This window comes from Streptomyces sp. NPDC012510 (assembly GCF_042955065.1).
Classification (GTDB): Bacteria; Actinomycetota; Actinomycetes; order Streptomycetales; family Streptomycetaceae; genus Streptomyces.
This window is the reverse complement of the sequence record NZ_JBIBEN010000008.1, coordinates 303622-329867: the sequence shown is the minus strand read 5'-3', so window position 1 is coordinate 329867 and position 26246 is coordinate 303622. Positions and strand designations below refer to the sequence as shown.

Below are 26246 nucleotides of genomic sequence, written 5' to 3'. Positions count from 1 at the left end.
AGCCGAGCCGCCCGGCGCTTCGCCGTGCCGCCCGGCTCCCGCTCAGGGAGAGGCAGCCGCCGATCATGCATGTCCGCCGCAGTGCCCCGCTGGTCGCCGTACTGGCCGTCGCAGCCGGGCTGGGCACGGGACCCGGTACGGGTTCCGCGCCGGTCGCCTTCGCTGACGACGCGACCTCCGCCGATGACGCAACCTCCGTCGACGACGCGTCCTCCACCGCGCCCTCCGTCTCGCCGTCGCGGGCGATACCCACCGGCCTGTACGGCTCCAACGACCCCACGTACGACGGTGTCTGGCGGCAGTCCCTCGCCCTGCTCGCGCTGGACACGGTCGGGGAGAAGCCCGGTGCCGGGGCCGTGGACTGGCTCGTCGGCCAGCAGTGTGGGAGCGGGGCGTTCGCGGCGTACCGGGCGGACACGACGGCGGAGTGCGACGCCAAGACGGCCCTCGACACGAACAGCACGGCCGCGGCGGCACAGGCGCTCGCCGCCGTCGGCGGGCGTGATGCCGAGGCCGGGCGGGCGGTGCGGTGGTTGAAGGACAACCAGAACAAGGACGGGGGCTGGGGTTACACCCCCGGCGGGCCCAGCGACGCGAATTCGACGGCCGTCGTGATCGGCGCTCTGACGGCCGTGGGCGACGCACCCGAGAAGCAGGAGAAGAGCGGCAAGTCGCCCTACGACGCGCTCCGTGCCCTCGCCATCCCCTGCGGGGACGGCGACGACGACGGCGACGACGACGGGGAGAAGGACGGTGGCGCCTTCGCCTATCAGCCGGACAAGAAGGGCGGCCTCGCCGCGAACGCCGACGCCACGGCCGCGGCCGTGCTCGGCAGCCTGGGCGAGGGATTCGCACCCGACAGCGGGACCAAGACGGACAACGACAGCGGCGCCGACACGGAGTCCCTCGGGAAGTGCGTCGCGGGTGACGCCCCGAAGGACCTCGCCCACAACGGTGCCGTCCATCTCTCCCGCGCCATGACCTCCGACGGATACCTGAAGTCCGCGCTCGCGGGCGCCGAGGATCAGCCCGACCACGGCAACACGGCCGACGCGGTCGTCGCACTCGCCGCCGCCGGGGACACGAACGCGGTCGGGAAGCCGCTCGCCTGGCTGGAGAAGAACTACGGCGTTTGGGCGGCCAAGTCCGGCCCCGCCGCCTACGCCCAGCTCATCTTCGCCACGCACGCCTCCGGCGAGAACCCCCGCGACTTCGGCGGCGCCGACCTGGTCGCCCACCTGAAGGACACCGGCCCCGCACGCGACGTGGACGACTACTCCTCCGTACCGAACGAGGACACGGCCGCCGGAGAGGACAGCGGCGACGGCCTCGACACGGGCGTCTGGTGGGGGATCGGGCTCGGGCTCGTCGCCGTGGCCGTTCTCGTCGGGTTCGAGCTGGTGAGGGCCGTCAGGAAGCGGCGGCAGACATGATCTTCCACCGGAAGCCCTCTCGACCGAGGACCGTGTCGCTCCTGCTGGGCGGCACGCTGCTCGTCCTCGCCTGCGTGCTCGGGAGCGGGGCGCGGGCGGAGGCCGCCGCCTACCGCTACTGGTCGTTCTGGGAGCGGAACGGTTCGGCGTGGGCGTACGCCACCCAAGGGCCCTCCACCGCGCGGCCCTCCGACGGGGACGTACAGGGGTTCCGGTTCGCTGTCAGCCGGGACTCGGCCGATGCGGCGAAGCCGCGTGGGGCAGCCGACTTCGACGTCGTCTGCGGGGGCACGGCCGCGCGGGACGGGGAGAAGCGGGTCGCGCTGGTCATCGACTTCGGCACGGCGGCGGACGCGCCGGCCGGGGAGACACCGCCGGCCCCGCGTACGGCCTGCGCGCGGGTGCCGAACGACGCGACGACGGCCGAGGCGTTGGCGTCCGTCGCGAAGCCGCTGCGGTACGACACGAACGCGCTGCTCTGCGCCATCGCGGACTATCCGGGGAAGGGGTGCGGGGAGGCGGTCGACGCGGACCGGACCGCCGGTGCCGAGCCGACCTCGAACGCGTCGAGCGCGCCGCCCGGGTCCGCCTCGGGCGACGAAGGGGGCCCGTCCGTCGGGTTGTTCGTCGGCGCGGGAGTGGTCGCCGTGCTCGGCGCGGCAGCGGTGTGGCGGGCCCGGCGCCGCGACCATGCCTAGGCACGGACGGTCGACGCCTGGGGACGGGCGGTCGACCACGCCTGAGGACGGGCGGCCGACCACGCCTGAGGACGGGCGGTCCGCGCTGTCCAGGCGCGGGCGGCCGACCACGCCCGGTCGCGGGCGGTCGAACACCCCCGGGTACGGACCTTCGTGCCACCCCCTGGCCTGGTGGCTCTGGGCCCTCGGGTTGGCGACGGCCGCGTCCCGTACCACCAACCCCCTCCTCCTCGCCCTGCTCATCGCGGTGGCCGGATATGTCGTGGCCACCCATCGGACCGACGCCCCCTGGGCCCGGTCCTACACCGCGTTCGTGAAGCTCGGCCTGGCCGTGCTCATCGTCCGGCTGGCCTTCGCCGTCGTGCTGGGCTCGCCCGTCCCCGGAACGCACACGCTGTTCACGCTGCCCGAGGTGCCGCTCCCGGCCTGGGCGCAGGGAGTACGGCTCGGGGGCCGGGTGACGGCGGAGGGTTTTCTGTTCGCGCTGTACGACGGACTGCGGCTGGCGACCCTGCTGATCTGCGTCGGCGCGGCGAACGCGCTGGCCAACCCGGCCCGCCTCCTGAAGTCCCTCCCCGGCGCCCTGTACGAGGCGGGCGTGGCGGTGGTGGTGGCGATGACGTTCGCACCGCATCTGGTCGCGGACGTACAGCGGTTGCGGGCCGCGCGACGGCTGCGCGGACGGCCGGACCGGGGCATCCGGGGGTTGTTGCACGTCGGACTTCCGGTGCTGGAGGGCGCGTTGGAGCGGTCGGTCGCGCTGGCCGCCTCGATGGACGCGCGCGGATACGGCCGTACCGCCGAGGTCCCGGCCCCCGTCCGCCGTACGACCGCCGCGCTCACCCTCGGCGGCCTGCTCGGCGTCTGCGCCGGAACGTACGGCGTACTGACCGCCGAGGGCGGCTCCTACGGCCTCCCCGTACTGTCAACCGGGCTCGCCGCCGCACTGGCGGGTCTGCGGCTGGGCGGCCGGCGCTCGCCGCGCACCCGCTACCGGCCGGACGTGTGGGGCGTACGGGCGTGGCTGGTGGCCGGGTCCGGGGTGGCCGTCGCCATGCTGATGGTCGTCTGTGCTGCCGCGTACGACGCCACCGCCCTGCACCCCACCGTCATCCCCCTCACCGCCCCCGATCTCCCCCTCGGCCCCGCCGCCGCGCTCCTGCTGGGCCTGCTCCCGGCGTTCGCCGTACCGGCGCCGACCACCGCCGCACCTGAGAAGGAAACCCCGTGATCCGCTTCGAGGATGTCTCCGTGACGTACGACGGAGCGGCCGAACCCACCGTCCATGGGGTGGACTTCGAGGTCCCGGAAGGTGAACTGGTGCTCCTGGTCGGCCCGTCGGGTGTTGGCAAGTCCACCCTGCTCGGGGCGGTGAGCGGGCTGGTGCCGCACTTCACCGGGGGCACCCTGCGCGGGCGGGTCACGGTGGCCGGTCGGGACACCCGTACGCACAAGCCGCGCGAACTCGCCGATGTGGTGGGCACGGTGGGGCAGGACCCGCTGGCGCACTTCGTCACTGACACGGTCGAGGACGAACTCGCCTACGGGATGGAGTCGTTGGGGATCGCTCCGGATGTCATGCGGCGCCGGGTGGAGGAGACGCTCGATCTGCTGGGGCTCGCCGGGCTCCGGGACCGTCCGATCGCCACGCTCTCCGGTGGCCAGCGGCAGAGGGTCGCCATCGGGTCCGTCCTCACGCCGCACCCGCGCGTCCTGGTCCTCGACGAGCCGACGTCGGCGCTGGATCCGGCCGCCGCGGAGGAGGTTCTGGCGGTGCTCCAACGACTGGTCCACGACCTGGGCACGACGGTTTTCATGGCCGAACACCGCCTGGAACGCGTCGTCCAGTACGCCGACCGGATCGCCCTCCTCCCGTCCCCCGGCACCCCACCCGTCCTGGGCACCCCGGCCGCCATGATGGCCGTCTCCCCCGTCTACCCCCCGGTCGTCGACCTCGGCCGCCTGGCCGGCTGGTCCCCCCTCCCCCTGACCGTCCGGGACGCCCGCCGCCAAGCAGAACCCCTACGGCAACGCCTCACCACACAAACCTCGGACACCACCCACGCCCTGCGCCCGCACGGGCAGCCCCGGGAACGCTCCACCCCACAAACCCCGGACACCACCCACGCCCTGCGCCCGCACGGGCAGCCCCGGGAACGCTCCACCCCACAGACCCCGGACACCACCCACGCCCTGAAGGGGCGCGGGGAACTGCGCGATCAACCACAAACCACTCGCCCCCCGCAGAGCTCAGACACCCCCGAGCTCTCCTCGGCTCCCACACCCCCACGCCCACTCCTCCCACGTCTCTTCCGCAGACAGCCCGCCCGTGTCGGCCCCTCACCCGCGGCCACCCCAGCGAAGGCCGAGTCCCTCTCCGTCCGTCGAGGCCACGTCCGCGCCCTCCACCACGTCACCCTCACCGTCACCCCCGGCGAGACCATCGCCGTCATGGGCCGCAACGGCGCCGGCAAGTCCACCCTCCTCTCCGCACTGGTCGGCCTGGTGGAGCCGTCGGCCGGTTCCGTGCGCGTAGGCGACGCGGTCCCCCACCGCACGGCCCCCAGGGATCTCGTACGCCGCGTGGGCCTCGTACCGCAGGAGCCCCGCGACCTGCTGTACACGGACACGGTCGCGGCGGAGTGCGCGGCGGCCGACCGGGACGCCGGCGTCGAGCCGGGCACCTGCCGGGCGCTCACCTCCGACCTGCTGCCCGGGATCGCGGACGACACCCACCCCCGTGACCTGTCGGAGGGCCAACGGCTGGCCCTCGCCCTCGCGGTCGTCCTCACGGCCCGCCCGCCCCTGCTCCTCCTCGACGAGCCGACCCGGGGCCTCGACTACGCCGCCAAGTCCCGCCTGGTCACGACCCTGCGCGCCCTCGCCGCCGACGGTCACGCCATCGTCCTGGCCACCCATGACGTCGAACTCGCCGCCGACCTCGCCCACCGCGTCGTCATCCTCGCCGACGGCGAGGTCGTGGCCGACGGTCCGACCCCCGAGATCGTCGTCGGCTCCCCGTCCTTCGCCCCGCAGGTCACGAAGATCCTCGCCCCGCAGAAGTGGCTGACCACGGCCCAGGTACGACGTGCCCTGCGGGCGGCCGGGCCGAACGACGGCCCCGAGGGGCGACCGTGAGCCGCCCGACCCCCGTCCCCCTCCCCCTCCGCACCGTCGCCGCCCTCCTCCTCGTCAGCCTCGTCGGCGCCGCCGCCTTCACCTGGCCCTTCTTCGCGGACCCGGGTTCACAGGTGACCGCGCACGCGCAGGACGCCCCGTGGCTGTTCGCCGGCCTTCTCGTGCTGCTGGTGGGTGTGGTCGGCGCGACGATCTCCGAGGCGGGGCTGGGGGCGAAGGCGGTGGCGATGCTGGGTGTCCTCGCGGCGACCGGCGCGGCACTGCGCCCCATCGGCGCCGGTACCGCCGGGATCGAGCCGATGTTCTTCCTGATGGTGCTGAGCGGACGCGTCCTCGGCCCCGGCTTCGGCTTCACGCTCGGCGCGGTGACGATGTTCTCCTCGGCGCTGCTCACGGGAGGTGTGGGCCCGTGGATGCCGTTCCAGATGCTGTCGATGGGGTGGTTCGCGATGGGCGCGGGACTGCTGCCGGGCGGGCACCGCCTGCGCGGTCGTGCCGAACTCGCCCTGCTCGCCGTCTACGGCTTCGTCGCGGCCTTCGCGTACGGCACGGTCATGAACCTCTACGGCTGGCCCTTCATCGACACCCTCGCCTCGGACATCGCCTTCGACGAGAACGCCGACCCGGCCACGAACCTCGCCCGCTTCGTCGCGTACTGCCTGGCCACATCCCTCGGCTGGGACCTCGGCCGCGCGGTCGTCACCGTCGTGCTGACGTGCACGCTCGGCGCCCCGCTCCTGAAGGCGTTGCGCCGGGCCACCCGCAGGGCGGCCTTCGAGAGCGCGGTCACGTTCAGCCCACCCCCCACCATGAGCGATAGGTCACGACCCACCCACGGCCCGCCACAAGAGCCGTGAACCACCCCACGGGACCCAGGTCACATACGAACCGGGACCGTAGATCGAATCCCCTGGCATGGCCCCGCCATTACGGCCGCCGACCTGGGCTTTGAGAGCCACGTCACAGAAGGGAGCTCGGGCCCGCATACGGCCGCAACTAGCAAAAGGGGTCATTGCGGGCATTCGATACGGCTGTTTCTCTGGATGAGTCGCACGGCGCCGACGAGCCCGCATGGGCCTCGGCGCCGACGCACGCCCCCACCGCACCCCCGCGCACACCACGTGGTGGAGGCATGCCCGCGACGGCCACGTCCCCGAAGAAAAGGCTCCCTGTGACCCTCTCTGTTCTCCGCCGCATCGCCTCCCCGAAGAAGGCCCTCGCCGGTGCCACCCTGGCCGCTGCCGCGACCGGTGCCCTGTTCGCCGCCGCGCCCGCCCAGGCCGCGTCGGAGGCCTCTCAGGCTCAGGCGGTCGCGAAGAAGATGATCGGGAACTCGGCCCAGTACTCGTGCTTCTCCCACATCGTCGACCACGAGAGCGACTGGGACATCAAGGCCACGAACGCGTCCTCCGGCGCCTACGGGCTGGTCCAGGCGCTCCCCGGTTCGAAGATGGCCTCCGCCGGCTCCGACTGGAAGACCAACGCCGCCACACAGATCGAGTGGGGCCTGGACTACATGAAGGACCGTTACGGCAGCCCCTGCGGCGCGTGGAACTTCTGGCAGGCCAACAACTGGTACTGACGCGCCCCACCCGCTGAAGGCGGCGGCCCCCGATCCCCGGGGCCGCCGCCTTCGCCATTTCGGCGATCACCGCCCTGAGCTGACGACCCGTCTCCCAGATGCGGGGCTCCTTACCGGGGCGGAGAATGAAGGAGGCAGACCCTCCCACGCCGCGTGCATCGGGAGCCCTGATGGACCGTGCCGAACTCCTGGCGGTGTTCTACGGGGAGGGGCACGTCCCCGTCCTGTGGGCCACCGACTGCCCGGTGCACTTCGACGTGTGGCTGGCCTTCTCCGAGCCACCGCCACCGCCACCGCCACCGACTCAGCCGCACTCACCGGCTCGGTCCGGCCCGCCGCCCCCACCGCCCCCGTCGTCCCCGCCACCCCGGCCGCCGGTCTCGTCGTACCGGCAGGATCTGATCCTGGCCGTCCGTGAGGAGTACGGCGTCGAGCGGGCCCTCGACCGGTTGCAGCGGCTCGGGCTGACGGAGGCGTGCCGGCCCGTGGCGGCCGGCAGTTTCGTAGTGGTGCAGATGACCCTGGAGGAGCTGGTCACGGCCCTGCTGCCGCTGACCAGTCTCGCCGGGGTCGTCCGGGTCGCCCACGAACTCGCCGTCACCAGCGGCGCAGAGGGCATCGAGGCCGCGCTCGACGGACACGTCCGGGCCCCGGCGACCAGCGAGATCCACGACAACATGCAACGCCGCCAGGAGCGCGGCCGTCAGCTCACCTGGTTCCTGAACCTGCTGCGGCGGGTCATGGCGGACGCCCACCGGCACGACCGGGACATGACCGACGCGACCGACGCGACCGATATGCCCCCGACCGACGTGACCTGCACGACCGACGTGACCGACCGGCTCGTCCGCACTCTCGCCTCCGTCGTCCCCGACACCACCCCCGTACGCAGCGCGCACACCCCCGTCGGCCCCGTTGTCGACCGGCGGCAGAAGTACCCCGTCGTGTCCGTGACCACGAACCGCCGGGCGACCCGCGCGGTCGTACGGTCACGGCGGACGATCAAGGCGGACGCCGCCGAGCAGGTGTTCTCGGTGGACAGCGCCTCGATCGGCTGGGCCGTGGTCGACAGCGGCCTCGATGCGCGGCACTCGGCGTTCCACGAGTGGGACACCACCCTCTCGCCGCCGCGCCGGCTGGAGTCGCGTATCGCCCGCTCCTTCGACTTCACCTGCGTACGGGCGAGACTGCCCGACGACGCGCTGGTCAACGGGCTGGTGAACTGGACGGCCGCCCTGCCCTCCGTCGAGAACGGCCCGGCCCCCGCCCCACCCCCTCCCGGACAGCCGGATCCGTACGTACCGCCCGGCGACCAGCACGGCACGCACATCGCCGGGATCATCGGCGGGTGGTGGCCGGAGCTGGAGTTCCGGGGCATCTGCCCGCGCATCCGGCTGTACGACTTCCGGGTCCTCAACGACGAGGGGGAGGGCGACGAGTTCTCCATCGTCACCGCGCTCCAGGCGATCCGGCACATCAACGAGCAGGCCGGCCGGTTCGTGATCGCCGGGGTCAACCTCAGCCTGTCCGTGCCCCACGACGTCGCCACCCACTCCACCGGCTGGACCCCGGTGTGCGTCGAGTGCGACCGGCTGACCCGCTCGGGGGTGGTGGTCGTGACGGCGGCCGGGAACGCCGGGTTCACCGGGGCCGTACGCACCCTGGGCACCGGCTACCACGACATCAGCATCTCCGATCCCGGCAACGCGGAGTCGGTCATCACCGTCGGCTCCACCCACCGCAGCAATCCGCACCGCCACGGCGTCAGTTACTTCTCCAGCCGTGGCCCCACCGGCGACGGCCGGCCCAAGCCCGACCTGGTGGCGCCCGGGGAGGACATCGACGGACCGATCCCCGGCGAGGGCATCGCCGCCATGCACGGCACCAGCCAGGCGGCGGCGCATGTCAGCGGGGCGGCGGCCATGCTGCTGGCCCGCTACCGAGAGTTGCTCGGCCGCCCCGAGCGCGTGAAGCAGATCCTGTGCGCGACGGCGACCGACCTCGCCCGCGAACGGGACTTCCAGGGCCACGGACTCGTCGACGTGCTGCGCGCCATGCAGTCCGTGTGACGACCACCGCCCGGCCCGGTGAGGAGGCCGACATGCTCACCTTCGATTTCCTCGACGCCCGCCACGGCGACTGCTTCCTCGTCCGATGGGAGGCGGACGGAGACGGCCGCGGCGGCGGCAGTCGCGGCGGCGGCAGTCGCGGCGGCGAGCGCGTCATGCTCGTCGACGGCGGCCCCGCCGGCGTCTACAAGGCCTCCCTCCAGGGCCGACTGCGCCAACTGACCGGCCAGGACGGAAGCCGGGACGGAAGCCGGGGAGCAGGCCCCGCCGGCCGGGGAGGAGGCGAGGGCACCCCGCCCCACCTGGACGTCGTGTGCCTTTCCCACGTCGACGACGACCACGCCGGCGGACTCGTACGGCTCTTCAAGGACATGCGGCAGGCCCAGCAGGACGGCGAGGCCCTGCCGTACGCGGTGGACGCCCTGTGGTTCAACTCCGTCGAGGAGCTGGTCGACCAGCGGGCCCCCGGCCTGAGCGCCTCCGTCCACCCGCTCCTCGAACAGGCCGCCGCCACCGACACGGCGGTCACCGCCAGCTACAACCAGGGCCGGGACATCCGCAACGCGGCAGCCGCCCTGCGCCTGGACGGCAACACCCCGTTCGGCAGCCCCCTGGTCGAGGGCGCCGAGGCGACCCTGCACGACCTGGACATCACGGTGGTCGCACCGGACGAGGGCGCGCTGGCCGAGTTGGAGGAGAAGTGGCGCGAGGCGAAGCAGCGCGGCGACCCCGGGGTCATCTCGGCGGCCTACGCGGACGACTCGGTGCAGAACCTCTCCAGCATCGTCCTGCTCCTGCGCCACGAGGACGGCACCGCCCTGCTCACCGGCGACGCCCGGGGCGACCACGTCCTGGCCGGACTGCGCGCCCTCGACCTGCTCGACGACCCCGCCCCGCTCCACCTCGACCTGCTGAAGCTCCCGCACCACGGCAGCGACCGCAACGTGGAACCCGACTTCTTCGAACGGATCCAGGCCGACCACTACGTCATCTCCGCCGACGGTGTCCGCCACCACCACCCCGGCGAGGACACCCTGCGCTGGCTCGTCGAGTCCCGCGACCCCGACGACGAGTACGTCATCCACCTCACCAACCACATCCCCTTCGCCGAGGAGGCACTGGAGGAACTCCGGGCGGACCGTGCCTTCGAGGTCGACGTCCGAGGGCCCACCGACCAGACCCTCGTCATCACGATCGGAGACAGGCCATGACCAAGTCACGCCGTACGACAGACACGTTCACGCGCCCCGAGACCCCCACCGGCCCCTCGGCCCCGGGCGCCCCCGCCGGCCCGGCCACCAGGCCCACGGGCACCCCCACGGCCGGGCCGGCCTGGGCAGTGGACTCCCCCGCCGTCGGCACGGGCCTGACCACCCGCCCCTGCGGCGACCCCCTCCGCCCGGCCGAACCACCGCCTGCCAAGGGCATCCCGGTCGCCCTCGCCCTCTCCGGCGGCGGCTTCCGGGCCACGCTCTCCTCACTGGGCTTCATCCGCCTCCTGGCCGACACCGGAATGCTCCGACACCTGCGCTACTCCTCCTCCGTGTCGGGCGGTTCGATAGCCAACGGCTGCCTGGCCACCGCCTGGCCGAAGCTTCGCGACGGGAACTTCACCCCACAGGCGGTGGACGAACTGGTGATCGCACCAGTCGTCGAGCACGTCTCCTCCCAGTCCCTCAAGCGGACGCTCCTGCGCGACGTCTGGCGCACTCTGGGCCCCACCACCCGCACGGACCTGCTGGCCAGGCACCTCGACGACTGGTTCTTCGACGGGACCGAGCTGGAACACCTGGACCCCGAGGTCCGCTGGATCGTCAACGCCGCCAACCAGACCACGGGCGTCCGCTTCACCTTCGAACGCGACGTGTACGGCGACTACTCCATCGGCCTCGCCCCCACAGCCGGTTCGGGCCTGCGCCTGAGCCGCGCCGTCTCGGCCTCGGCGGCGGTCCCGGGCGCCTTCCCGCCCGTGATCCTCGACGCGTCCCCCTTCCCCTGCGCCACCCACCGCCCCGCCCTCCTCGACGGCGGCACCTACGACAACACCGGCCTGGAAGCCGTGGACAGCGACACCTACCGGCACACATTCCTGTGCGTCCTCAACTCCGGGGGCCTGCTCCGGCCCGGCGTGTACGGCCGTATGCCGGTCGTCCGGGACCTGGCGCGAGCCAACTCGCTCCTCTACCGCCAGAGCACCGCCCTGCGCACCCGCGCCACGGTCGAACGCTTCCAGCGCGGCGCTGCGTCCGGCCCCGTCGGGGAAGTCCCGCCCGGGGCCCGCCGGGGCATCCTGGTCCAGCTCGCCACCGACTTCCCGTACCCGGCCCAGGCGCTACGGGCGTGGCGTTCCGCCTTCCCCGAACACCGCACCCACAACGGCCGCGACCTCGCCCTGGTCCCCACCGTCTTCGACCGCCTCTCCCCCTCCCTGTGCCGGGCCCTCGTCCACCGAGGCTGGTGGCTCGGCGGCGCCGGCCTCGCGGCCTTCCACCCCGAACTGCTCCCGGCCGACCTGACGGCGATCACCCCGCCGGAGCGTTGACCCGCACGCCCCCGGATGTGATGCGCCGAGTGCTCACCCACAGTGAGGCTGATCCGGTACTGGGCGGGCGGAGCGCCCAGGAGGAAAGGGGGAAAGTGTGCGTTCACCCCACAAGGGCGACCCGGTACGGCTACTGTCAGCTACAGATCGGACACAACCTGTTGAAGAGTGGGTTGAAGCTCAGCAGAGGGGACCGCACGTGACCCAGATCCACACCCTCGATCCCGGCGCCTCACCACTGGACTACTACGGCTTCGAGTTGCGGCGCTGCCGCGAGGCCGCGGGCCTGACACAGAAGCAATTGGGGGACATCCTCGGCTATACCGCGTCGCTGGTTGGGCAGATCGAGACGGCGAGAAAGTGCCCGACGCTGGAGTTCAGCGAACGGGTGGATGTGGCCCTGGAAACAGGCGGGTTGCTGTCCCGGCTCGCGGTGCTGGTGATGAGGCATCAACTTCCGGCCTGGTTCCAGCAGGTGGCGGAGTTGGAGGTGCGGGCTGCCGAGATCCGCTCCTTCCAGACGCAGTTGATCCACGGTCTCCTGCAGACCGAGGACTACGTCCGCGCCGTGCTCAGCGCCCTGGACGACTCCGACCTCGACGACCGGACCGCCGTACGACTCGCTCGCCAGCGCATCTTCGACAAGGACGAGCCGCCGGTCCTGTGGGCCGTCATCAGTGAGGCCGCGCTGTACCAGAGGATCGGCGGTGCGAACGTCATGCGGGGCCAATTGCTGAAGCTGTTGGCCTTCGAGAAGAACCCCCGGATCAACATCCAGATCCTGCCGTTCGAGGCCGGGACACACGCAGGATTGACAGGCTCATTCACCCTCTTCCGCTCTCGGCGCGACCCGGACATCGTCTACACGGAGGGCTACGGAAGCGGGCATCCGACCGCCAACCCGGACACCGTCAAGGACTGCTCGCTCCGTTACGATCACCTTCAAGCCGCCGCCCTCTCCCTCCGGGACTCGGCTGAGCTGATCCGACGCGTGATGGAGGAGCGTTATGGAGAGCGACGCGATCCTGACAGGGACCCGGTGGCGTAAGTCGAGCTACAGCAGCGACCAGGGCGGCGAGTGCGTGGAGTGCGCGCCGCTCGGCTCCCTGACCTGGCGCAAGTCGTCGCACAGCGGCGACCAAAGCGGTGATTGCGTAGAGGTCGCCGAACCCCTCTCCCTCTCCTCCCCCACCATCGCCGTCCGAGACTCCAAGAACCCGGCGGGCCCCCACCTCACCCTGGGCCCCGCCGCGTTCAGCGCCTTCCTCGGCTGGGCGGTGTCAGCACACTCGGCCTGACTCCTCGTCCGGGAGGTACACGGCCCGTTCCTGCTGGGTGAGGTCGCGGTGGACGGCGCGGCAGAGGTGGGTGATCGCCTGCGCCGGGAGGGGCAGGGCCGCGTCCCACAGGCTCACGCGGCTCCGGTAGTCCCCGACCGCGAGGGTGCGGCCGTCGGAGCTGAACGCCAGCCTCCTGGCGTCCCGTCCGGGGAAGGTCGCGCGAGCGAATCTCGTGGTGGTGTCCCACAGCCGTACCTTGCCGCCGCCGATCGTGGCGAGGGTGCGGCCGTCCGGGCTGAACGCCAGCTCCACGGGGCCCTCCGTGAGGCTCACGGTGAGCGTGGCGTCGAGGTCTCCCGTGGCGGTGTCCCACAGCCGTACCATGCCGTCGGCGTTGGCGGAGGCGAGGGTGCGGCCGTCCGGGCTGAAGGACAGAGCGTCCACCTGCCGGAACATCATGGGGAATCGGGCGTCGGCCCCCTTGGGCGTGGCGGGGGCGGCGGGTTCGGTGAGCGTTGACCGGACGCGGCCGGTGGTGGCGTCGCGCAGCCGGATCTTCCCCTCCGGGCCTCCGGTGGTGGCGAAGACCTCGCCCGTGGGGCTGAACGCCAGCGCCGAACCCGACTCGTCCTCGGGGAACTTGACTCGGGGACGTACGGTCGCGGCGTCCCACAGCACAAGGCCGTCGCCCACCGTCACCAGCGTCCGGCCGTCGGGGCTGAACACCATCCCGTTGACGAACCGGCTGGCGAGAGTGGTCCGCAACCGGCGGGTGGCGACGTCCCAGAGCTGTGCCCCGGGCGCGTCGACGACGGCCAGGGTCTTGCCGTCGGGGCTGAACAGGACCGGCGCTCCGCCGCTCATCCTGCCGAGCTTCCCGTCGTCGAGGGTGCCTCTCGGACGGCGGGTGGTGGTGTCCCACAGCCGGACCACACCGGTGGTGGTCCAGTCCTTGTGGTTCGTCCGGACGCTGCTGGTGGCGATGGTGTCGCCGTCGGGGCTGAAGGCCATCGACTGCAGGTCTCCGCCGGGGATGCCCAGCGTGGCGCGGGGGCGGTTCGCGGTCACGTTCCACAGCCGGACACTGACGTCGCCGCCCCCGAAGGCGTCGGCCTCGTTGCTGGTCGCCAGGTCCTTCCCGTCGGGGCTGAACGCCACCGTCATCACGGGGTGGTTGTGTCCGGTGAGGGTGGTGTCGGCACGTCCGGTGGCGAGGTCCCAGAGCCGTACCGTGCCGTCGTAGCTGCCGGCGGCCATGGTCTTGCCGTTCGGGGCGAACGCCATGGCCTCGACCCGGCTGCTGGCGCTGGTGAAGGTGGTCCGCTGCTTGCCGTCGGCCACGTTCCACAGATGTACGGTGCCGTCCTCGGTGCCCGTGGCCAGGGTCTTCCCGTCGGCGGCGAAGGCCAGTGAACTGACCACGCCGGTACCGCTCTTGAGGGTGGACAGCACGCGGCCGGTGTCCAGGTCCCACAGCTGAGCGGTGTGGTCCCGGGTACTGGTGGCGAGGGTGCGACCGTCGGGGCTGAACGCCACGGCCATCTCCAGGCCCGTGGGGCCCTTGAGCGTGGTCACCTCGCGTCCGGTGGCCACGTCCAGCAACTGCCCGCCCTCGGCGACGGCCAGCGCCCGGCCGTCGCGGTCGAAGCCCACCGCGGCCATGTTGTCGTCGTCGGGATCGCGGAGGGCGACCGTGGCCGTTACGCGTCCGGTGTCCAGGTCCCACAGCCGTGCGTCGTCGCCGTGGCTGGTGGCGAGGGTCCTGCCGTCCGGACTGAAGGCCACGGTGCGCACGAGGTCGGGGTCGTCCTTGTCCTTACGGCCGCTGAGCACCTTCCGGGTACGGCCGGTCGCCGTGTCCCACAGCCGTACCGTGCCGTCGAAGCTGCCGGTGGCGAGGGTCTTCCCGTCGGGGCTGTGGGCCAGGGATGACACGGTGCCGGTGTGGCCGGTCAGCTTGCGTTCGAGCGGGACGGCCGCGGCGGCGTACAGGCTCCGGGTGGCCTCGCGGGTGGGGCTGGTCCGGTACGCCTTGATGGCCAGGAGCGAGGCGAGGTCGGTGTCGGTGTCCAGCAGGGCGGCGGACTGGGCGGCCAACTGCCGGGAGAGGCCGTCGCGTTGTGCGTCGAGGGCGGTCTGGCGCTGCCAGTAGGCGACCGCGGTGGCGGTCAGGGCGAGGGCGAGGAGGCAGGCCAGGGAGGTGACGAGGACACGCAGTCGGCGGGTGGTGCGGGCGCGGGCGCGTTCCTCCTGGTCGAGGGCGGCGAGACTCTCGGTGAGGAAGGCGGCTTCCAGGTCGGTCAGGTCGTCGGTGTGGCGCGGGCCGGCGAAGTACTCCCGCGCCGTGACGAGCCGGCTCCCCCGGTACAGCGCCCCCGCGTCACGGCCCAGCTCCTCCCAGGAGCGGGCCGCCTCGGTCATCTGCCGATGGGCGCGCAGCCGGTCGCGGTCCTCCTCGATCCAGCCGCGCAGCCGGGGCCAGGCGGTGATGAGCGCCTCGTGGGCGACCTCGACGGTCGGGCCGTCGAGGGTGAGGAGACGGGCCCGGGTGAGCGCCTCCAGAACCTGGGCGACCTCCTCCCGGCCGGTGCCGGTGGTCTCCAACTCGGCCCGCTCGGCGGGACGCCGGGTGTCGGGGGTGCCGTCACCCGGGGAGATCAGCCGCAGCAGCACCCGGCGGGCCGTGGCCGCCTCGCCGTCTGTGAACCCGCTGTAGACGTCCTCGGCGGTCTGCGCGATGGCCCCGTCCAGTCCGCCGGCCGCCTCATACCCGGCCAGGGTCAGCGTCTTGCCCCGGCGGCGACGCCAGGTCTCCAGCAGGACGTGCGACAGCAGCGGCAGGCCTCCGGGCGCGTCGGTGATCTCCTCGACCAGCCGGGTGGTCAGCGCCCGCTCGACGGTCAGCCCGGCGGCCGCGGCCGGCTTGACGACGACCTCCCGCAGCTCCGTCGCGCTCATCGGCCCGGCCAGCAGATTGGCGTCCCCCAGCGCCTCGGCCAGCTCCCGGTGCTCGGCACACCGGCCGTAGAAGTCCGCGCGCACGGCGATCAGTACGCGCAGCCGGTTCGCCGGATCGCGCGCGGTCAGCAGCAGATCGATGAACCGGGCGCGCTCGGCCGCGTCGTGGCAGAGCGTGAAGACCTCTTCGAACTGGTCGACGACCACGAGCCGGTCCCCGGCACCGCTCCCGGTTCCGGTGCCGGTTCCGGTTCCGGTTCCGGTGCCGGTGCCGGTGCTGGTGCTGGTTTCCGTGCTACCGCCATCGCCTTTGTCCTTTTCGCCCTCCCCCGCACGGGGACCGCTCACCTCGGCGAGGAGGTCGTACGTACGGGCCAGCTGATCGCCCGGTGTGAGGATCCGGATCGCGGAGGGCCGCAGACCCGGTTCCTCGGACTCCCGCAGGACCGGGATCAGACCGGCGCGCAGCAGCGAGGACTTGCCGATGCCGGAGGGGCCGAAGACCGCCGCGAACCGGCGGCGGCGCATGAGGTCCACGAGGTCGGCGGTGAGCCGGCCCCGGCCGAAGAAGAGGCCGCTGTCGTCGATCTCGAACCGGGCCAGCCCTCGGTACGGCGGCTCCGCGCCCGCTCCCTCGTCGTCCGTGCCGAAGGCTGCGGCCTCCTCGACCGCCTGATGCCAACGGATCTCCCACTCGGCGGGATCGCCCCCGCAGGCCCGTACGAAGGCCAGTGCCACCGGGAGCGTCGGCAACTGCTCGCCGCCCGCCGCCTGGGACAGCGTGGTGATCGAATAACCGGCCTGCGCGGCCATCGCCCGGTAGGTGAGCCCGCCCGCCTCGGTCCGCAGCTTCCGCAATTCGAACGCGAACCGTTGCACCGGCCCGGCCCCCGGATCGACCGGCACCTCACGACGACCCGCCACCGCGCTGTTCCCCTCCCACCACACCCACACCGTCTCGGACAGCCACCGTACGCATTCGGCCACTTAAGCGGAGAGATGGCGTCCGGCCATTGTTTGGCAGGCTCAACTCCCCTGCCTAACAATGCCCGACCCGGTGAAATCAGTGCTGTGGGCGGCACGGGGGTCCGCACACGACGGGGGACGGGCGGCACGGCCACGGGGGACTTGCCGCCCACCGGGGGAACAGAGCGGCACGGGGGACTTGCCGCTACGGGGAAAGGCCCTGCTGGCCCCAGGACGACCAACAGGGCCACACAGCGCCGGCCGACGGCCACCGACCACGGCCGCCGGCCGGCGACCCGCACCCTTAGGGGCGCGGGGAACTGCGCGACCAACCACGAACCACCCGCAGTCGCCCAATCACAGTCACCCCCGAGCCACTAGGCGCTCAACGGCACACCGCACACCGCACCCGTCCTACAACCGCTGAATGATCGTCCCCGTCGCCAACCCCCCACCCGCACACATCGTCACCAGCGCGAACTCCTTGTCCCCCCGCTCCAGTTCGTGCAACGCAGTCGTAATCAGCCGCGCTCCCGTCGCACCGACGGGGTGACCGAGGGCGATCGCCCCGCCGTTGACGTTGACCTTCGCCAGATCCTGGTCGAAGACCCGCGCCCAGCTCAGCACGACCGACGCGAACGCCTCGTTGATCTCGACGAGGTCGATGTCCTTGAGCGACATCCCGGCCTTGCCCAGCACGGCCTTGGTCGCGTCGATAGGCCCGTCGAGGTGGAAGTGCGGGTCGGAGCCGACCAGGGCCTGGGCGACGATCCGTGCCCTCGGCCGCAGCTTCAGCGCCCGCGCCATCCGCTTGGACGCCCACATGATCGCCGCCGCCCCGTCGCTGATCTGCGACGAGTTGCCCGCCGTGTGCACCGCCGTCGGCATGATCGGCTTCAGCCGGGCCAGCGCCTCCAGGGAGGTGTCCCGCAGCCCCTCGTCATGGTCGACGAGCCGCCACATGCCCTGCCCGGCCGCCTGCTCCGCCTCGGTCGTCGGCACCTGGACGGCGAACGTCTCCCTCTTGAACCGCTCCTCGGCCCAGGCCACGGCGGCCCGCTCCTGGGAGGCCAGCCCCAGCGCGTCCGTGTTCTCCCGCGTCAGCCCGCGGTGCCGGGCGATCCGCTCCGCCGCCTCGAACTGGTTCGGCAGATCGACGTTCCACTCCTCCGGGAACGGCTTCCCGGGCCCGTGCTTGGACCCCGACCCGAGCGGCACCCGGGACATCGCCTCGACCCCGCACGAGATCCCGACGTCGATGACGCCCGCCGCGACCATGTTGGCCACCATGTGCGACGCCTGCTGCGAGGAGCCGCACTGACAGTCGACGGTCGTCGCCGCCGTCTCGTACGGCAGGCCCATGGTCAGCCATGCCGTGCGGGCGGGGTTCATGGACTGTTCGCCGGCGTGGGTCACCGTGCCGCCGACGATCTGCTCGACGCAGTCGGCGGGGATGCCGGTGCGGCCGAGGAGTTCCCGGTAGGTCTCGCCCAGGAGGTAGGCGGGGTGCAGGTTGGCGAGCGCGCCACCGCGCTTGCCGATGGGGGTGCGTACGGCTTCGACGATCACGGGTTCCGCGGCCATGGGGGATCCTCTCAACGGTTACCCGCGCGGCGCGGGGCGTCCCGGCCCGGCCCGCCACGCAGAACTAGTACGCGTTCTAGTTCTCTCCAGCAGTCTGCTGAGCGTGACCGCACGACCGCAAGAGGTGTGCGGCAACTGAAAGGCCCCTACCCCTTGCTAGTTCTAGAACCCGTTACTACGGTCACCGCAATTCCCCGTATCTGATGCTCCGTCAGGAGTTGCCGATGCCCTGTCCAGCGCTGCCCGACGGGTTCGACTTCACCGACCCCGACCTGCTGCACCACCGTGTCCCCCTCCCGGAGTTCGCCGAACTGCGCCGTACGGAACCGGTCCACTGGATCCCTCAGGCGCCGGGCATCGCGGGCTTCGCGGACCAGGGCTACTGGGCCGTCACCCGGCACGCGGACGTCAAGTACGTCTCCACGCACCCGGAGTTGTTCTCCTCGACGGTCAACACGGCGATCATCCGCTTCAACGAACACATCGAGCGCGATGCCATCGACGCCCAACGCCTGATCCTGCTGAACATGGACCCGCCGGAACACACCCGGGTCCGCCAGATCGTGCAGCGCGTCTTCACCCCGAGGGCGATCCGCGCCCTGGAGGACAACCTGCGCCACCGCGCCCTCACCATCGCCCGTCAGGCCGGCGCCCACGCCGGCCCCTTCGACTTCGTCACCGAGGTCGCCTGCGAACTCCCCCTCCAGGCGATCGCCGAACTGATCGGCATCCCGCAGGAGGACCGCATCCGGATCTTCGAGTGGTCGAACCGGATGATCTCCTATGACGATCCGGAGTACGCCATCACCGAGGAGGTCGGCCAGCAGTCGGCGATGGAACTCATCGCCTACGCCATGAACATGGCCGCCGACCGCAAGCAGTGCCCGGCCAAGGACATCGTCACCACGCTGGTGGCCGCCGAGGACGAGGGCAACCTCACCTCCGACGAGTTCGGCTTCTTCGTGCTGATGCTGGCGGTCGCGGGCAACGAGACGACCCGCAACGCCATCACCCACGGCATGCACGCCTTCCTCACCCACCCCGACCAGTGGGACCTCTACAAGCGCGAACGCCCCGCGACGGCGGCCGAGGAGATCGTCCGCTGGGCCGCCCCGGTCAACGCCTTCCAGCGCACCGCCACCCAGGACGTCGAACTCGGCGGCAAGCTGATCAAGAAGGGCGACCGGGTCGGCGTCTTCTACGCCTCCGCCAACCACGACCCGGAGGTCTTCACCGACCCCGACACCTTCGACATCACCCGCGACCCCAACCCCCATCTCGGCTTCGGCGGCGGAGGGCCCCACTTCTGCCTCGGCAAGTCGTTGGCGGTCCTGGAGATCGACCTGATCTTCAACGCCATAGCCGACGCGATGCCCGGCCTCAGACTCGCCGGCGACCCGAGCCGACTGCGCTCGGCCTGGATCAACGGCGTCAAACACCTCCAGGTGACCACCACCTGACGCCCCCCACACACTCGGGCCGACGGCCTCCCGGCGCCGTCGGCCCGTTCTCGGAGGCCGGGGCACCCCCTCCTACACCGCGCCCCGGCCTCCGTCGTCTCCTCCGCCGTTGCGCTGGACGGCCGTCGCGAGTCTGTCCGTCGTCCCTGGTTCCTCGCGCGGTTCCCCGCGCCCGTTGCGGGGCGCCGTGGTGCGGGGTCCGGTCAGGAGGTAGGTCAAGGCGAAGCCCGCGCCCACCACCGCCGCGCCCCCCACCGCGTCCAGGACCCAGTGGTTGCCGGTCGCCACGATCGCCAGAACCGTGATGAAGGGGTGCAGCAGGCCCAGCACCTTCATCCACACCTTGGGGGCGACCAACGCGATCGTCAGGCCGCACCACAGGGACCAGCCGAAGTGCAGGGACGGCATCGCCGCGTACTGGTTGGTGAGTTCGGTGAGCTTGCCGTAGTCCGGCTGGGAGAAGTCCTGGACGCCGTAGATGGTGTCGATGATGCCGTGGCCGGGCATCAGGCGCGGCGGCGCCAGCGGGTAGAAGAAGAAGCCGATGAGGGCGACGACCGTGGTGAAGCCGATGGTCGTGCGGGCCCAGCGGTAGTCGGCGGGGCGGCGCCAGTAGAGGACGCCGAGGACGGTCAGGGGCACGACGAAGTGGAACGACGTGTAGTAGAAGTCGAAGAAGCTCCGCAGCCAGCCGACACCGACCACCGCGTGGTTGAACCAGTGCTCGATGTCGAGGAACAGGGCCTTCTCCACGGAGAGGATCTGCCGGGCGTGTTCCTCGGCGGTGGCCCTGCTGCCGGTGGCCTCCAGGCGGGTGCGCTGGTAGGCCGCGTAGGTGACGCGGATCAGCAGCAGTTCGAGCAGCAGGTTCGGACGGGTGGCGACCCGGCGCAGCAGGGGGGCCCAGCGGAAGCGGGTCTCGGCCTTCTGGGCGTACTCGGTGGGGATCGGCGCCCGGTAGTACTCCGAGGTACGGGAGAGGAACGGGACGGCCAGGGCGGCGGCAAGCGCGGCCAGCAGGACGACGTTGTCACGCAGCGGGTGCAGGGCGCCCATGTTCGGCACCATCATCTTCGCCGGCAACGTCATCACCAGGACGACGGCGATCGGCCACACGTACCGCGACGAGGCCTTCTTGCCGACCCGGCCGACCACCGCGAGCAGCACCCACAGCAGTTGGTGCTTCCAGGAGGTCGGTGAGACGGCGACCACGACACAGCCGGTGAGGGCGACGGCGAGGAGCAGTTGTCCGTCGCGGGCGTAGCGGATGGCGCGCTGCATGCCGAGGACGGCGACGGCGGCGCCCAGCGCGAGGAAGACGACGATCTCCAGCGGGCCCTCCAGGCCGAGCCGGAGCAGCGCGCCGTGCAGTGACTGATTGGCGAGGTCGTCCGCCGGGCCGCCGAGGCCGACGCCCGCGAGGTGGTGCACCCAGTAGGTGAACGAGTCGTGCGGCATCACGGCCCAGGCCAGCGCGGTGGCCCCGGCGAACGTGCTCCCGGTGCTCGCGGCGGCCCGCTTGCGGCCGGTGAACCACAGCAGCGGAACGAACAGCAGGACGGTCGGCTGGAAGGCCGCGGCGAGCCCGACGCAGACCCCGCTCCAGCGCTCGCCCCGGACCGCGAAGCAGCCCGCGAGAACGAGCAGGACGGGGAGGATGCTGGTCTGGCCCAGATACAGCGTGTTGCGCACCGGCAGCGACAGCATCAGCAGGGTGACGGCGACCGGCGCGGCCAGCAGGGCCGTACGACGGGTGACGGGTTGGGGGAGGGCGCGGGCGGCGACCAGGCCGAGGGCGACCACCAGCAACAGGGTGCCGAAGGTCCAGCCCCAGCCGAGCGCCTGTTCGGCCGTACGGGTGAGGGGCTTGAGGACGAGGCCGCCGAAGGGCGTGCCGGTGAACCGCGTGGAGTCGTACAGCGAGCCGTTCACCTGCAGCACGCCGCTGGGTCCGACCCAGGTCTCCAGGTCCGTCAGCCGCTCGCCCTTGGGCGTGTGCAGCACGACCGCGATCTGCCGCACCGCGAGGATCCCGGCGAACAGCCACAGCAGGGCTCGAATGGTTCCCAGTCTCGCCGCCGTCGAGTTCGTACCCACGACACCGCCCGGTCTGCTCTGCTCCGTCGCCACGCCCCGCTGCCCTCCCACCCCGTCGGTGTCCCGACGAGAAGGCTCGCACTGCCTTCGTCGTGAGACGCGGGCACCCCCCACTTCACCTGAGAGTCGCCCATGCTTTGTCCGGATGACGATAGTGCGCGGATGGTGGCCCATGCCCTCAAGGGCGCGACGCGGAGCGCGGCGGATCACGGATGCGCACCACGGGTGGGGTTGTGACAGGTCACTGACATTCACCTGGAAACATGGCCGCCGGCACGAAGAAACACAGGACGCGGACACGGACACACGGACACGCGGGCGCAGCAGGAGGGGCACGGGGGATGAGCGGTTTCGTACGGGGGCGCGCGCGTCCGGCGGGGTGGGCGCGCGGGAGGCGCGGACGGCTCTGGGTGGTCGTGCTGGCTCTGCTGGGCTTCCAGTTGGCCTCCCTGGTGGCACCGGCGTACGCCTGCGGCTGCGGGGCGATGGTGCCGGACGGCGAGCGGAGCGTATATGTGAACCGCGAGACGTCCGTCGTGCGCTGGGACGGCCGTGAGGAACAGATCGTGATGAGCCTGACGGTCGGCGGTGACGCCCGTACGGCCGCCTGGATCATGCCGGTGCCGAACAGGGCGACGGTGCGGCTCGATGACGCGGCCCTCTTCGACCAGCTCGGCGAGGAGACCGCGCCCGAGTACCAACGGCGTGAGTACTTCTGGCCACGCTCGCACGACTGGCCGTTCGACGTGTTCGAGAGCGACGGCCAGACGGGCGCCGCCGCGCCCCAGGACCCCCGGTCCTCGGTGGACGTCGTCGGCCGGGAACGCCTCGGTCCGTTCGACGTGGCCCGGCTGACCGCCACCGACTCCGGCGCCCTCGGTGACTGGCTCGACGAGAACGGCTTCGAGCTCCCGGACGCACTGGACGCGGCGCTGGAGCCGTACGTCCAGCAGGAGTGGGAGTACGTGGCGATCCGCCTGGCACCGGCGACCGAGGACGCCGAGACCCCTGACGGCTCCGACGGCTCCGACGGCTCCGACGGCTCCGACGGCTCCGACGGCTCCAACGGCTCCAACGGCTCCAACGGCTCCAACGGCTCCAACGGCTCCAACGGCTCCAACGGCTCCAACACGGGCATGCCCCTCTCCGGCACCCTCGACCCGCTCCACCTCACCTTCGCCAGCGACGAGCCGGTCTACCCGATGCGTCTGTCCCGCCTGGCCGACACCCCGCAGGCCCTCGACCTGTACGTCCTCGCCGAGCACCGTATGGAGCCCAGCTCCGCGATCGGCGGGGCCGAGCCGGAGGTGACGTTCGCCGGACGCCTCGGCGGTTCCGTCGGCACACTCGGCGATCTCACCGAGGGCGGTACGGACTTCCTCACCGCCGTCGAGCAGAGCTTCCCGCAGCCGGAGCGGATCTCCGGCGATCACACACTGCGGCGGGCCGCGGCCGACGACACCTATCGAAAGGTCATCCACGTGGACGAGATGTGGACCGTGTGGGGCATCCCCGGCTGGCTGCTGTCCTTCGGCATCGGCATCGCGGTGCTCGCCGTCAAGGCGGTGGCCGTCGCGATCGTCCTGCGACGCAACGCCCGCAAGCAGCCGCCGATGCCGCCGGCGGGAGCGGTGTTCATGCCACCGGGCGCCTACCAGCCGGGGGGACCGGTGCCGCCCGGAGCCCCGGTGCCGCCGGGAGCGCCGATGCCACCCGGCGCGCCGGGGGCGTACCCGCAGGGCGCGCCCGTACCCCTGGACACGTACGCGCCGGACGCGCCCACGTCGCCGGCCGAACCGAAGCCCGCCCCGAACGACTGAGACACACCGGAAATCCGCTGACAGAGGGGCCTGCCCGCGCCTATATTCATTAGGACACCTACTTAGCCGATCTAAGTAAGTACCCAGATGGAAGGCGCGCGCGGGAGGCACAGCTTCTTGACTTCCTCCCCCTCCTGAAGGAGGGGATTCCTACGGCTCGCGCTGTAGGGGTTTCTGCTTCATCGCCGACTGCCCGCCCGGAGTACTCCGTTGAGGTCTTACACCAGCTCCACAGACAGACGCCGTCAGCCCGACGGCCAGGATGTTCTTCGCCGTGTTCACGTCCCGGTCATGGGTCGTCCCGCAGTCGCACGCCCACTCACGGACGTTCAGCGGCATCTTGTCCTGCAAGCTGCCGCAGGTGGAGCACAGCTTGGAGGAGGGAAACCAGCGGTCGACCGCGATCACTTCGCGCCCGTACCACTGGGCCTTGTACTCCAGCATGCTCCGGAACTCGGCCCATGCCGCATCGCTGATGGCGCGGGCCAGGCTGCCGTTCTTCACCATGTTCCCGACGGCGAGGTCCTCGATCACGATCGTTTGGTTCTCACGAACGAGCCGAGTGGTGAGCTTGTGCAGCAGGTCGCGCCTGCGGTCGGCGATCCGGGCATAGACCTTGGCCACCTCCCGGCGCGCCTTGGCCCGGTTCGCTCCGTCACCCTTGGCCTTGCGGGCAAGCTGCCGCTGGGCTTTGGCCAGACGGGCGCGGTCACGCCGCTCATGGCGGGGGTTGGCGACCTTCTCCCCGGTGGAGAGGGTCAGCAGGTGGTCGAGCCCGACATCGACACCGACGGCCGCACTTGTGGCCGGGAGCGGCTGGACGGACGGGTCCTCGACCAGCAGGGACACAAACCAGCGTCCGGCCGTATCCTGCGACACCGTCACCGTCGAGGGCGAGGCACCCTCCGGGAGCGGACGGGACCACACGATGTCCAGCGGCTCCGCCATCTTCGCCAGCGTCAGCCTGCCGTCCCGGAACCGGAACGCGCTGGTGGTGTACTCCGCCGACTTCCGCGACTTCTTCCGCGACTTGAAACGCGGGTACTTCGCCCGCTTGCCGAAGAAGCCGGTGAACGCCGACTGCAGGTGACGCAGGGCCTGTTGGAGCGGGACGGAGGAGACCTCGTTGAGGTAGGCGAGTTCCTCGGTCTTCTTCCAGGCCGTCAGCATCGCCGACGTCTGGTTGTAGTTCACCCGCTCCTGCCGCGTCCACGCTTGCGTGCGCGCAGCAAGAGCCAGGTTGTAGACCTTCCGCACGCAGCCGAACGTGCGAGACAGCTCGGCTGCCTGCGCATCGGTCGGATAGAAGCGGTACTTGAACGCCCGCTTCACGTGGGCGGTCTTCACGGTTCACATGCTAGGCCATCAGTTTGTGACAGGCTGCCGATAGTTACGGGTGAACGCCGGGTCCGCCGCGGCGGCGGACCGGCTTTCCCTGCCCTGCTCCGCAGGAGCTTCGTTTCCTCCCCCGGCTGAAGCCGGGAGTATCCACAAAGGAGAGCACCGATGAGCGAGTCGCGGACGTGGGACGACGTCGACGACTATTTCACCACCCACCTCGCCCCGAACGACGAGGCCCTGACGGCGGCCCTGCGCGACAACGAGGCGGCCGGACTCCCCGCCATCGACGTCGCCGCCAACCAGGGCAAACTGCTGCAGCTCCTCGCCCAGATCCAGGGCGCCCGCCGCATCCTGGAGATCGGCACCCTCGGCGGCTACAGCACCATCTGGCTGGCCCGCGCGCTGCCCGCCGACGGGCGGCTGATCTCCCTGGAGTACAGCGCCCGGCACGCCGAGGTCGCCTGCCGCAACATCGCGCGCGCCGGGCTCGACGCTCTCGTCGAGGTGCGCGTGGGCCCGGCCCTGGAGTCGCTGCCCAAGCTGACCGACGAGAACCCGGAGCCGTTCGACCTGGTCTTCATCGACGCGGACAAGGTCAACAACCCGCACTACGTGGAGTGGGCCCTCAGACTCACCCGCGCCGGCAGCCTCATCGTCGTCGACAACGTCGTCCGGGGCGGCCGGGTCACCGACGCCGACAGCACCGAGCCGGACGTCCGCGGCACCCGGGCCGCCATCGAACTCATCGCCGCCCACCCCAAGTTGAGCGGCACGGCGATCCAGACGGTGGGCAGCAAGGGGTACGACGGGTTCGCGCTCGCCCGGGTGGTGGACTGAGGGCCGGGGGCCCAGCCCCCTGCCCGTCAGGGCTCGTGGTAGAAGCCCACGTTGACGCTGCGCGGAGCCGTACGGTCGAGGATGACGAGTTCGCCGGAACCACCGGCCGGGAGCTTCGCCGTGCCGCCGTAGGGAAGCGGCTGGGGCGGCTGGCCGAGCAGGATCAGCCGCACCTCGGACGAGGGGTCGGCGTGCGAGCCGCGCAGCCACGTGACCTGCCAGGTCTCGTCGGGGCCGCACAGGAACTCCAGGTGCACACGGGACACGAAGAGCCAGTCGTCCGGTGTCGCGAGCCGGCACACCGCCCGATCGCGTCCCACCCGGAGCACGGCCCCCGGCTCGCTGGGCGCGTCGGCCATCTGCATACCGGCCGTCGCCCCGGCGTCCGCCTCGGAGACCGAGGCCATGGTGAGTTCGAGCACGTACCGCTCCTAACGGTCA

General features: G+C 71.6%; 19 protein-coding genes. 14 read left to right on the top strand and 5 right to left on the bottom strand.

Annotation, left to right across the window (positions count from 1 at the left end; translation table 11 throughout):
* Positions 1–65 precede the first annotated feature (65 nt).
* The 11 genes from ACFY9I_RS18020 to ACFY9I_RS17970 all read left to right on the top strand — a co-directional run bounded on the left by ACFY9I_RS18020 (position 66) and on the right by ACFY9I_RS17970 (position 12760).
* Positions 66–1433 (top strand): prenyltransferase/squalene oxidase repeat-containing protein, encoded by a 1368-nt coding sequence (locus ACFY9I_RS18020; protein ID WP_391002627.1) that lies wholly within the window; start codon positions 66–68, stop codon positions 1431–1433.
* Positions 1430–2131 (top strand): SCO2322 family protein, encoded by a 702-nt coding sequence (locus ACFY9I_RS18015; protein ID WP_391002625.1) that lies wholly within the window; start codon positions 1430–1432, stop codon positions 2129–2131. Before ACFY9I_RS18020 ends, ACFY9I_RS18015 begins: the two co-directional genes overlap by 4 nt.
* Positions 2124–3362 (top strand): CbiQ family ECF transporter T component, encoded by a 1239-nt coding sequence (locus tag ACFY9I_RS18010; RefSeq protein ID WP_391002624.1) that lies wholly within the window; start codon positions 2124–2126, stop codon positions 3360–3362. Before ACFY9I_RS18015 ends, ACFY9I_RS18010 begins: the two co-directional genes overlap by 8 nt.
* Positions 3359–5269 carry an ATP-binding cassette domain-containing protein gene (locus ACFY9I_RS18005; RefSeq protein WP_391002622.1) on the top strand — a complete coding sequence of 637 codons (1911 nt, stop codon included), beginning with the start codon at positions 3359–3361 and terminating at the stop codon, positions 5267–5269. The genes ACFY9I_RS18010 and ACFY9I_RS18005 overlap by 4 nt, the downstream gene beginning before the upstream one ends.
* The gene (locus ACFY9I_RS18000) at positions 5266–6126 is read left to right on the top strand and encodes an ECF transporter S component (RefSeq protein ID WP_391002621.1); all 861 of its coding nucleotides are present in this window, start codon (positions 5266–5268) and stop codon (positions 6124–6126) included. Before ACFY9I_RS18005 ends, ACFY9I_RS18000 begins: the two co-directional genes overlap by 4 nt.
* A gap of 275 nt (positions 6127–6401) precedes the next feature.
* Positions 6402–6851, top strand: coding sequence for a lytic transglycosylase domain-containing protein (locus tag ACFY9I_RS17995; RefSeq protein ID WP_391002619.1), 450 nt, complete (start codon positions 6402–6404; stop codon positions 6849–6851).
* A 170-nt stretch (positions 6852–7021) separates the two neighbouring features.
* A complete protein-coding gene (locus tag ACFY9I_RS17990) occupies positions 7022–8920 on the top strand; it encodes a S8 family serine peptidase (protein ID WP_391002617.1) in 1899 nt (632 codons plus the stop codon).
* Positions 8917–10131, top strand: coding sequence for a ComEC/Rec2 family competence protein (locus tag ACFY9I_RS17985; RefSeq protein WP_391002615.1), 1215 nt, complete (start codon positions 8917–8919; stop codon positions 10129–10131). The genes ACFY9I_RS17990 and ACFY9I_RS17985 overlap by 4 nt, the downstream gene beginning before the upstream one ends.
* Complete coding sequence (locus ACFY9I_RS17980; protein WP_391002613.1) at positions 10128–11462, top strand: patatin-like phospholipase family protein; 1335 nt, start codon at positions 10128–10130, stop codon at positions 11460–11462. The genes ACFY9I_RS17985 and ACFY9I_RS17980 overlap by 4 nt, the downstream gene beginning before the upstream one ends.
* 199 nt (positions 11463–11661) lie before the next feature.
* Positions 11662–12510, top strand: coding sequence for a Scr1 family TA system antitoxin-like transcriptional regulator (locus tag ACFY9I_RS17975; protein WP_391002611.1), 849 nt, complete (start codon positions 11662–11664; stop codon positions 12508–12510).
* Entirely contained in the window at positions 12470–12760 is a 291-nt protein-coding gene (locus ACFY9I_RS17970) for a DUF397 domain-containing protein (RefSeq protein WP_391002609.1), read from the top strand. Before ACFY9I_RS17975 ends, ACFY9I_RS17970 begins: the two co-directional genes overlap by 41 nt.
* Here the strand turns inward: ACFY9I_RS17970 and ACFY9I_RS17965 are convergent.
* The gene (locus tag ACFY9I_RS17965) at positions 12743–16624 is read right to left on the bottom strand and encodes a helix-turn-helix domain-containing protein (protein ID WP_391002723.1); all 3882 of its coding nucleotides are present in this window, start codon (positions 16622–16624) and stop codon (positions 12743–12745) included. The genes ACFY9I_RS17970 and ACFY9I_RS17965 overlap by 18 nt on opposite strands.
* Before the next feature lie 456 nt (positions 16625–17080).
* Entirely contained in the window at positions 17081–18250 is a 1170-nt protein-coding gene (locus ACFY9I_RS17960) for a steroid 3-ketoacyl-CoA thiolase (protein WP_391002607.1), read from the bottom strand.
* Positions 18251–18474: 224 nt separating this feature from the next.
* On the opposite strand from ACFY9I_RS17960, the gene ACFY9I_RS17955 reads away from it, so the two are divergent.
* Positions 18475–19710: a cytochrome P450 gene (locus ACFY9I_RS17955; protein ID WP_391002605.1), complete on the top strand. Its 1236-nt coding sequence runs from the start codon at positions 18475–18477 to the stop codon at positions 19708–19710.
* A gap of 72 nt (positions 19711–19782) precedes the next feature.
* Here ACFY9I_RS17955 and ACFY9I_RS17950 read toward each other — a convergent pair whose 3' ends face one another.
* Positions 19783–21840 (bottom strand): phosphatase PAP2 family protein, encoded by a 2058-nt coding sequence (locus tag ACFY9I_RS17950; protein ID WP_391002603.1) that lies wholly within the window; start codon positions 21838–21840, stop codon positions 19783–19785.
* 308 nt (positions 21841–22148) lie between these two features.
* On the opposite strand from ACFY9I_RS17950, the gene ACFY9I_RS17945 reads away from it, so the two are divergent.
* Positions 22149–23627, top strand: a complete 1479-nt coding sequence (locus tag ACFY9I_RS17945) for a DUF2330 domain-containing protein (RefSeq protein ID WP_391002601.1) — start codon at positions 22149–22151, stop codon at positions 23625–23627.
* Positions 23628–23777: 150 nt separating this feature from the next.
* Here the strand turns inward: ACFY9I_RS17945 and ACFY9I_RS17940 are convergent, their stop codons facing one another.
* Positions 23778–24974: an RNA-guided endonuclease TnpB family protein gene (locus ACFY9I_RS17940; RefSeq protein ID WP_391002599.1), complete on the bottom strand. Its 1197-nt coding sequence runs from the start codon at positions 24972–24974 to the stop codon at positions 23778–23780.
* 159 nt (positions 24975–25133) lie between these two features.
* On the opposite strand from ACFY9I_RS17940, the gene ACFY9I_RS17935 reads away from it, so the two are divergent.
* The gene (locus tag ACFY9I_RS17935; RefSeq protein ID WP_391002597.1) at positions 25134–25805 is read left to right on the top strand and encodes a class I SAM-dependent methyltransferase; all 672 of its coding nucleotides are present in this window, start codon (positions 25134–25136) and stop codon (positions 25803–25805) included.
* Positions 25806–25831: 26 nt separating this feature from the next.
* On the opposite strand, the gene ACFY9I_RS17930 is transcribed toward ACFY9I_RS17935, so the two are convergent.
* The gene (locus ACFY9I_RS17930; RefSeq protein WP_391002595.1) at positions 25832–26227 is read right to left on the bottom strand and encodes a hypothetical protein; all 396 of its coding nucleotides are present in this window, start codon (positions 26225–26227) and stop codon (positions 25832–25834) included.
* Positions 26228–26246 lie beyond the last annotated feature (19 nt).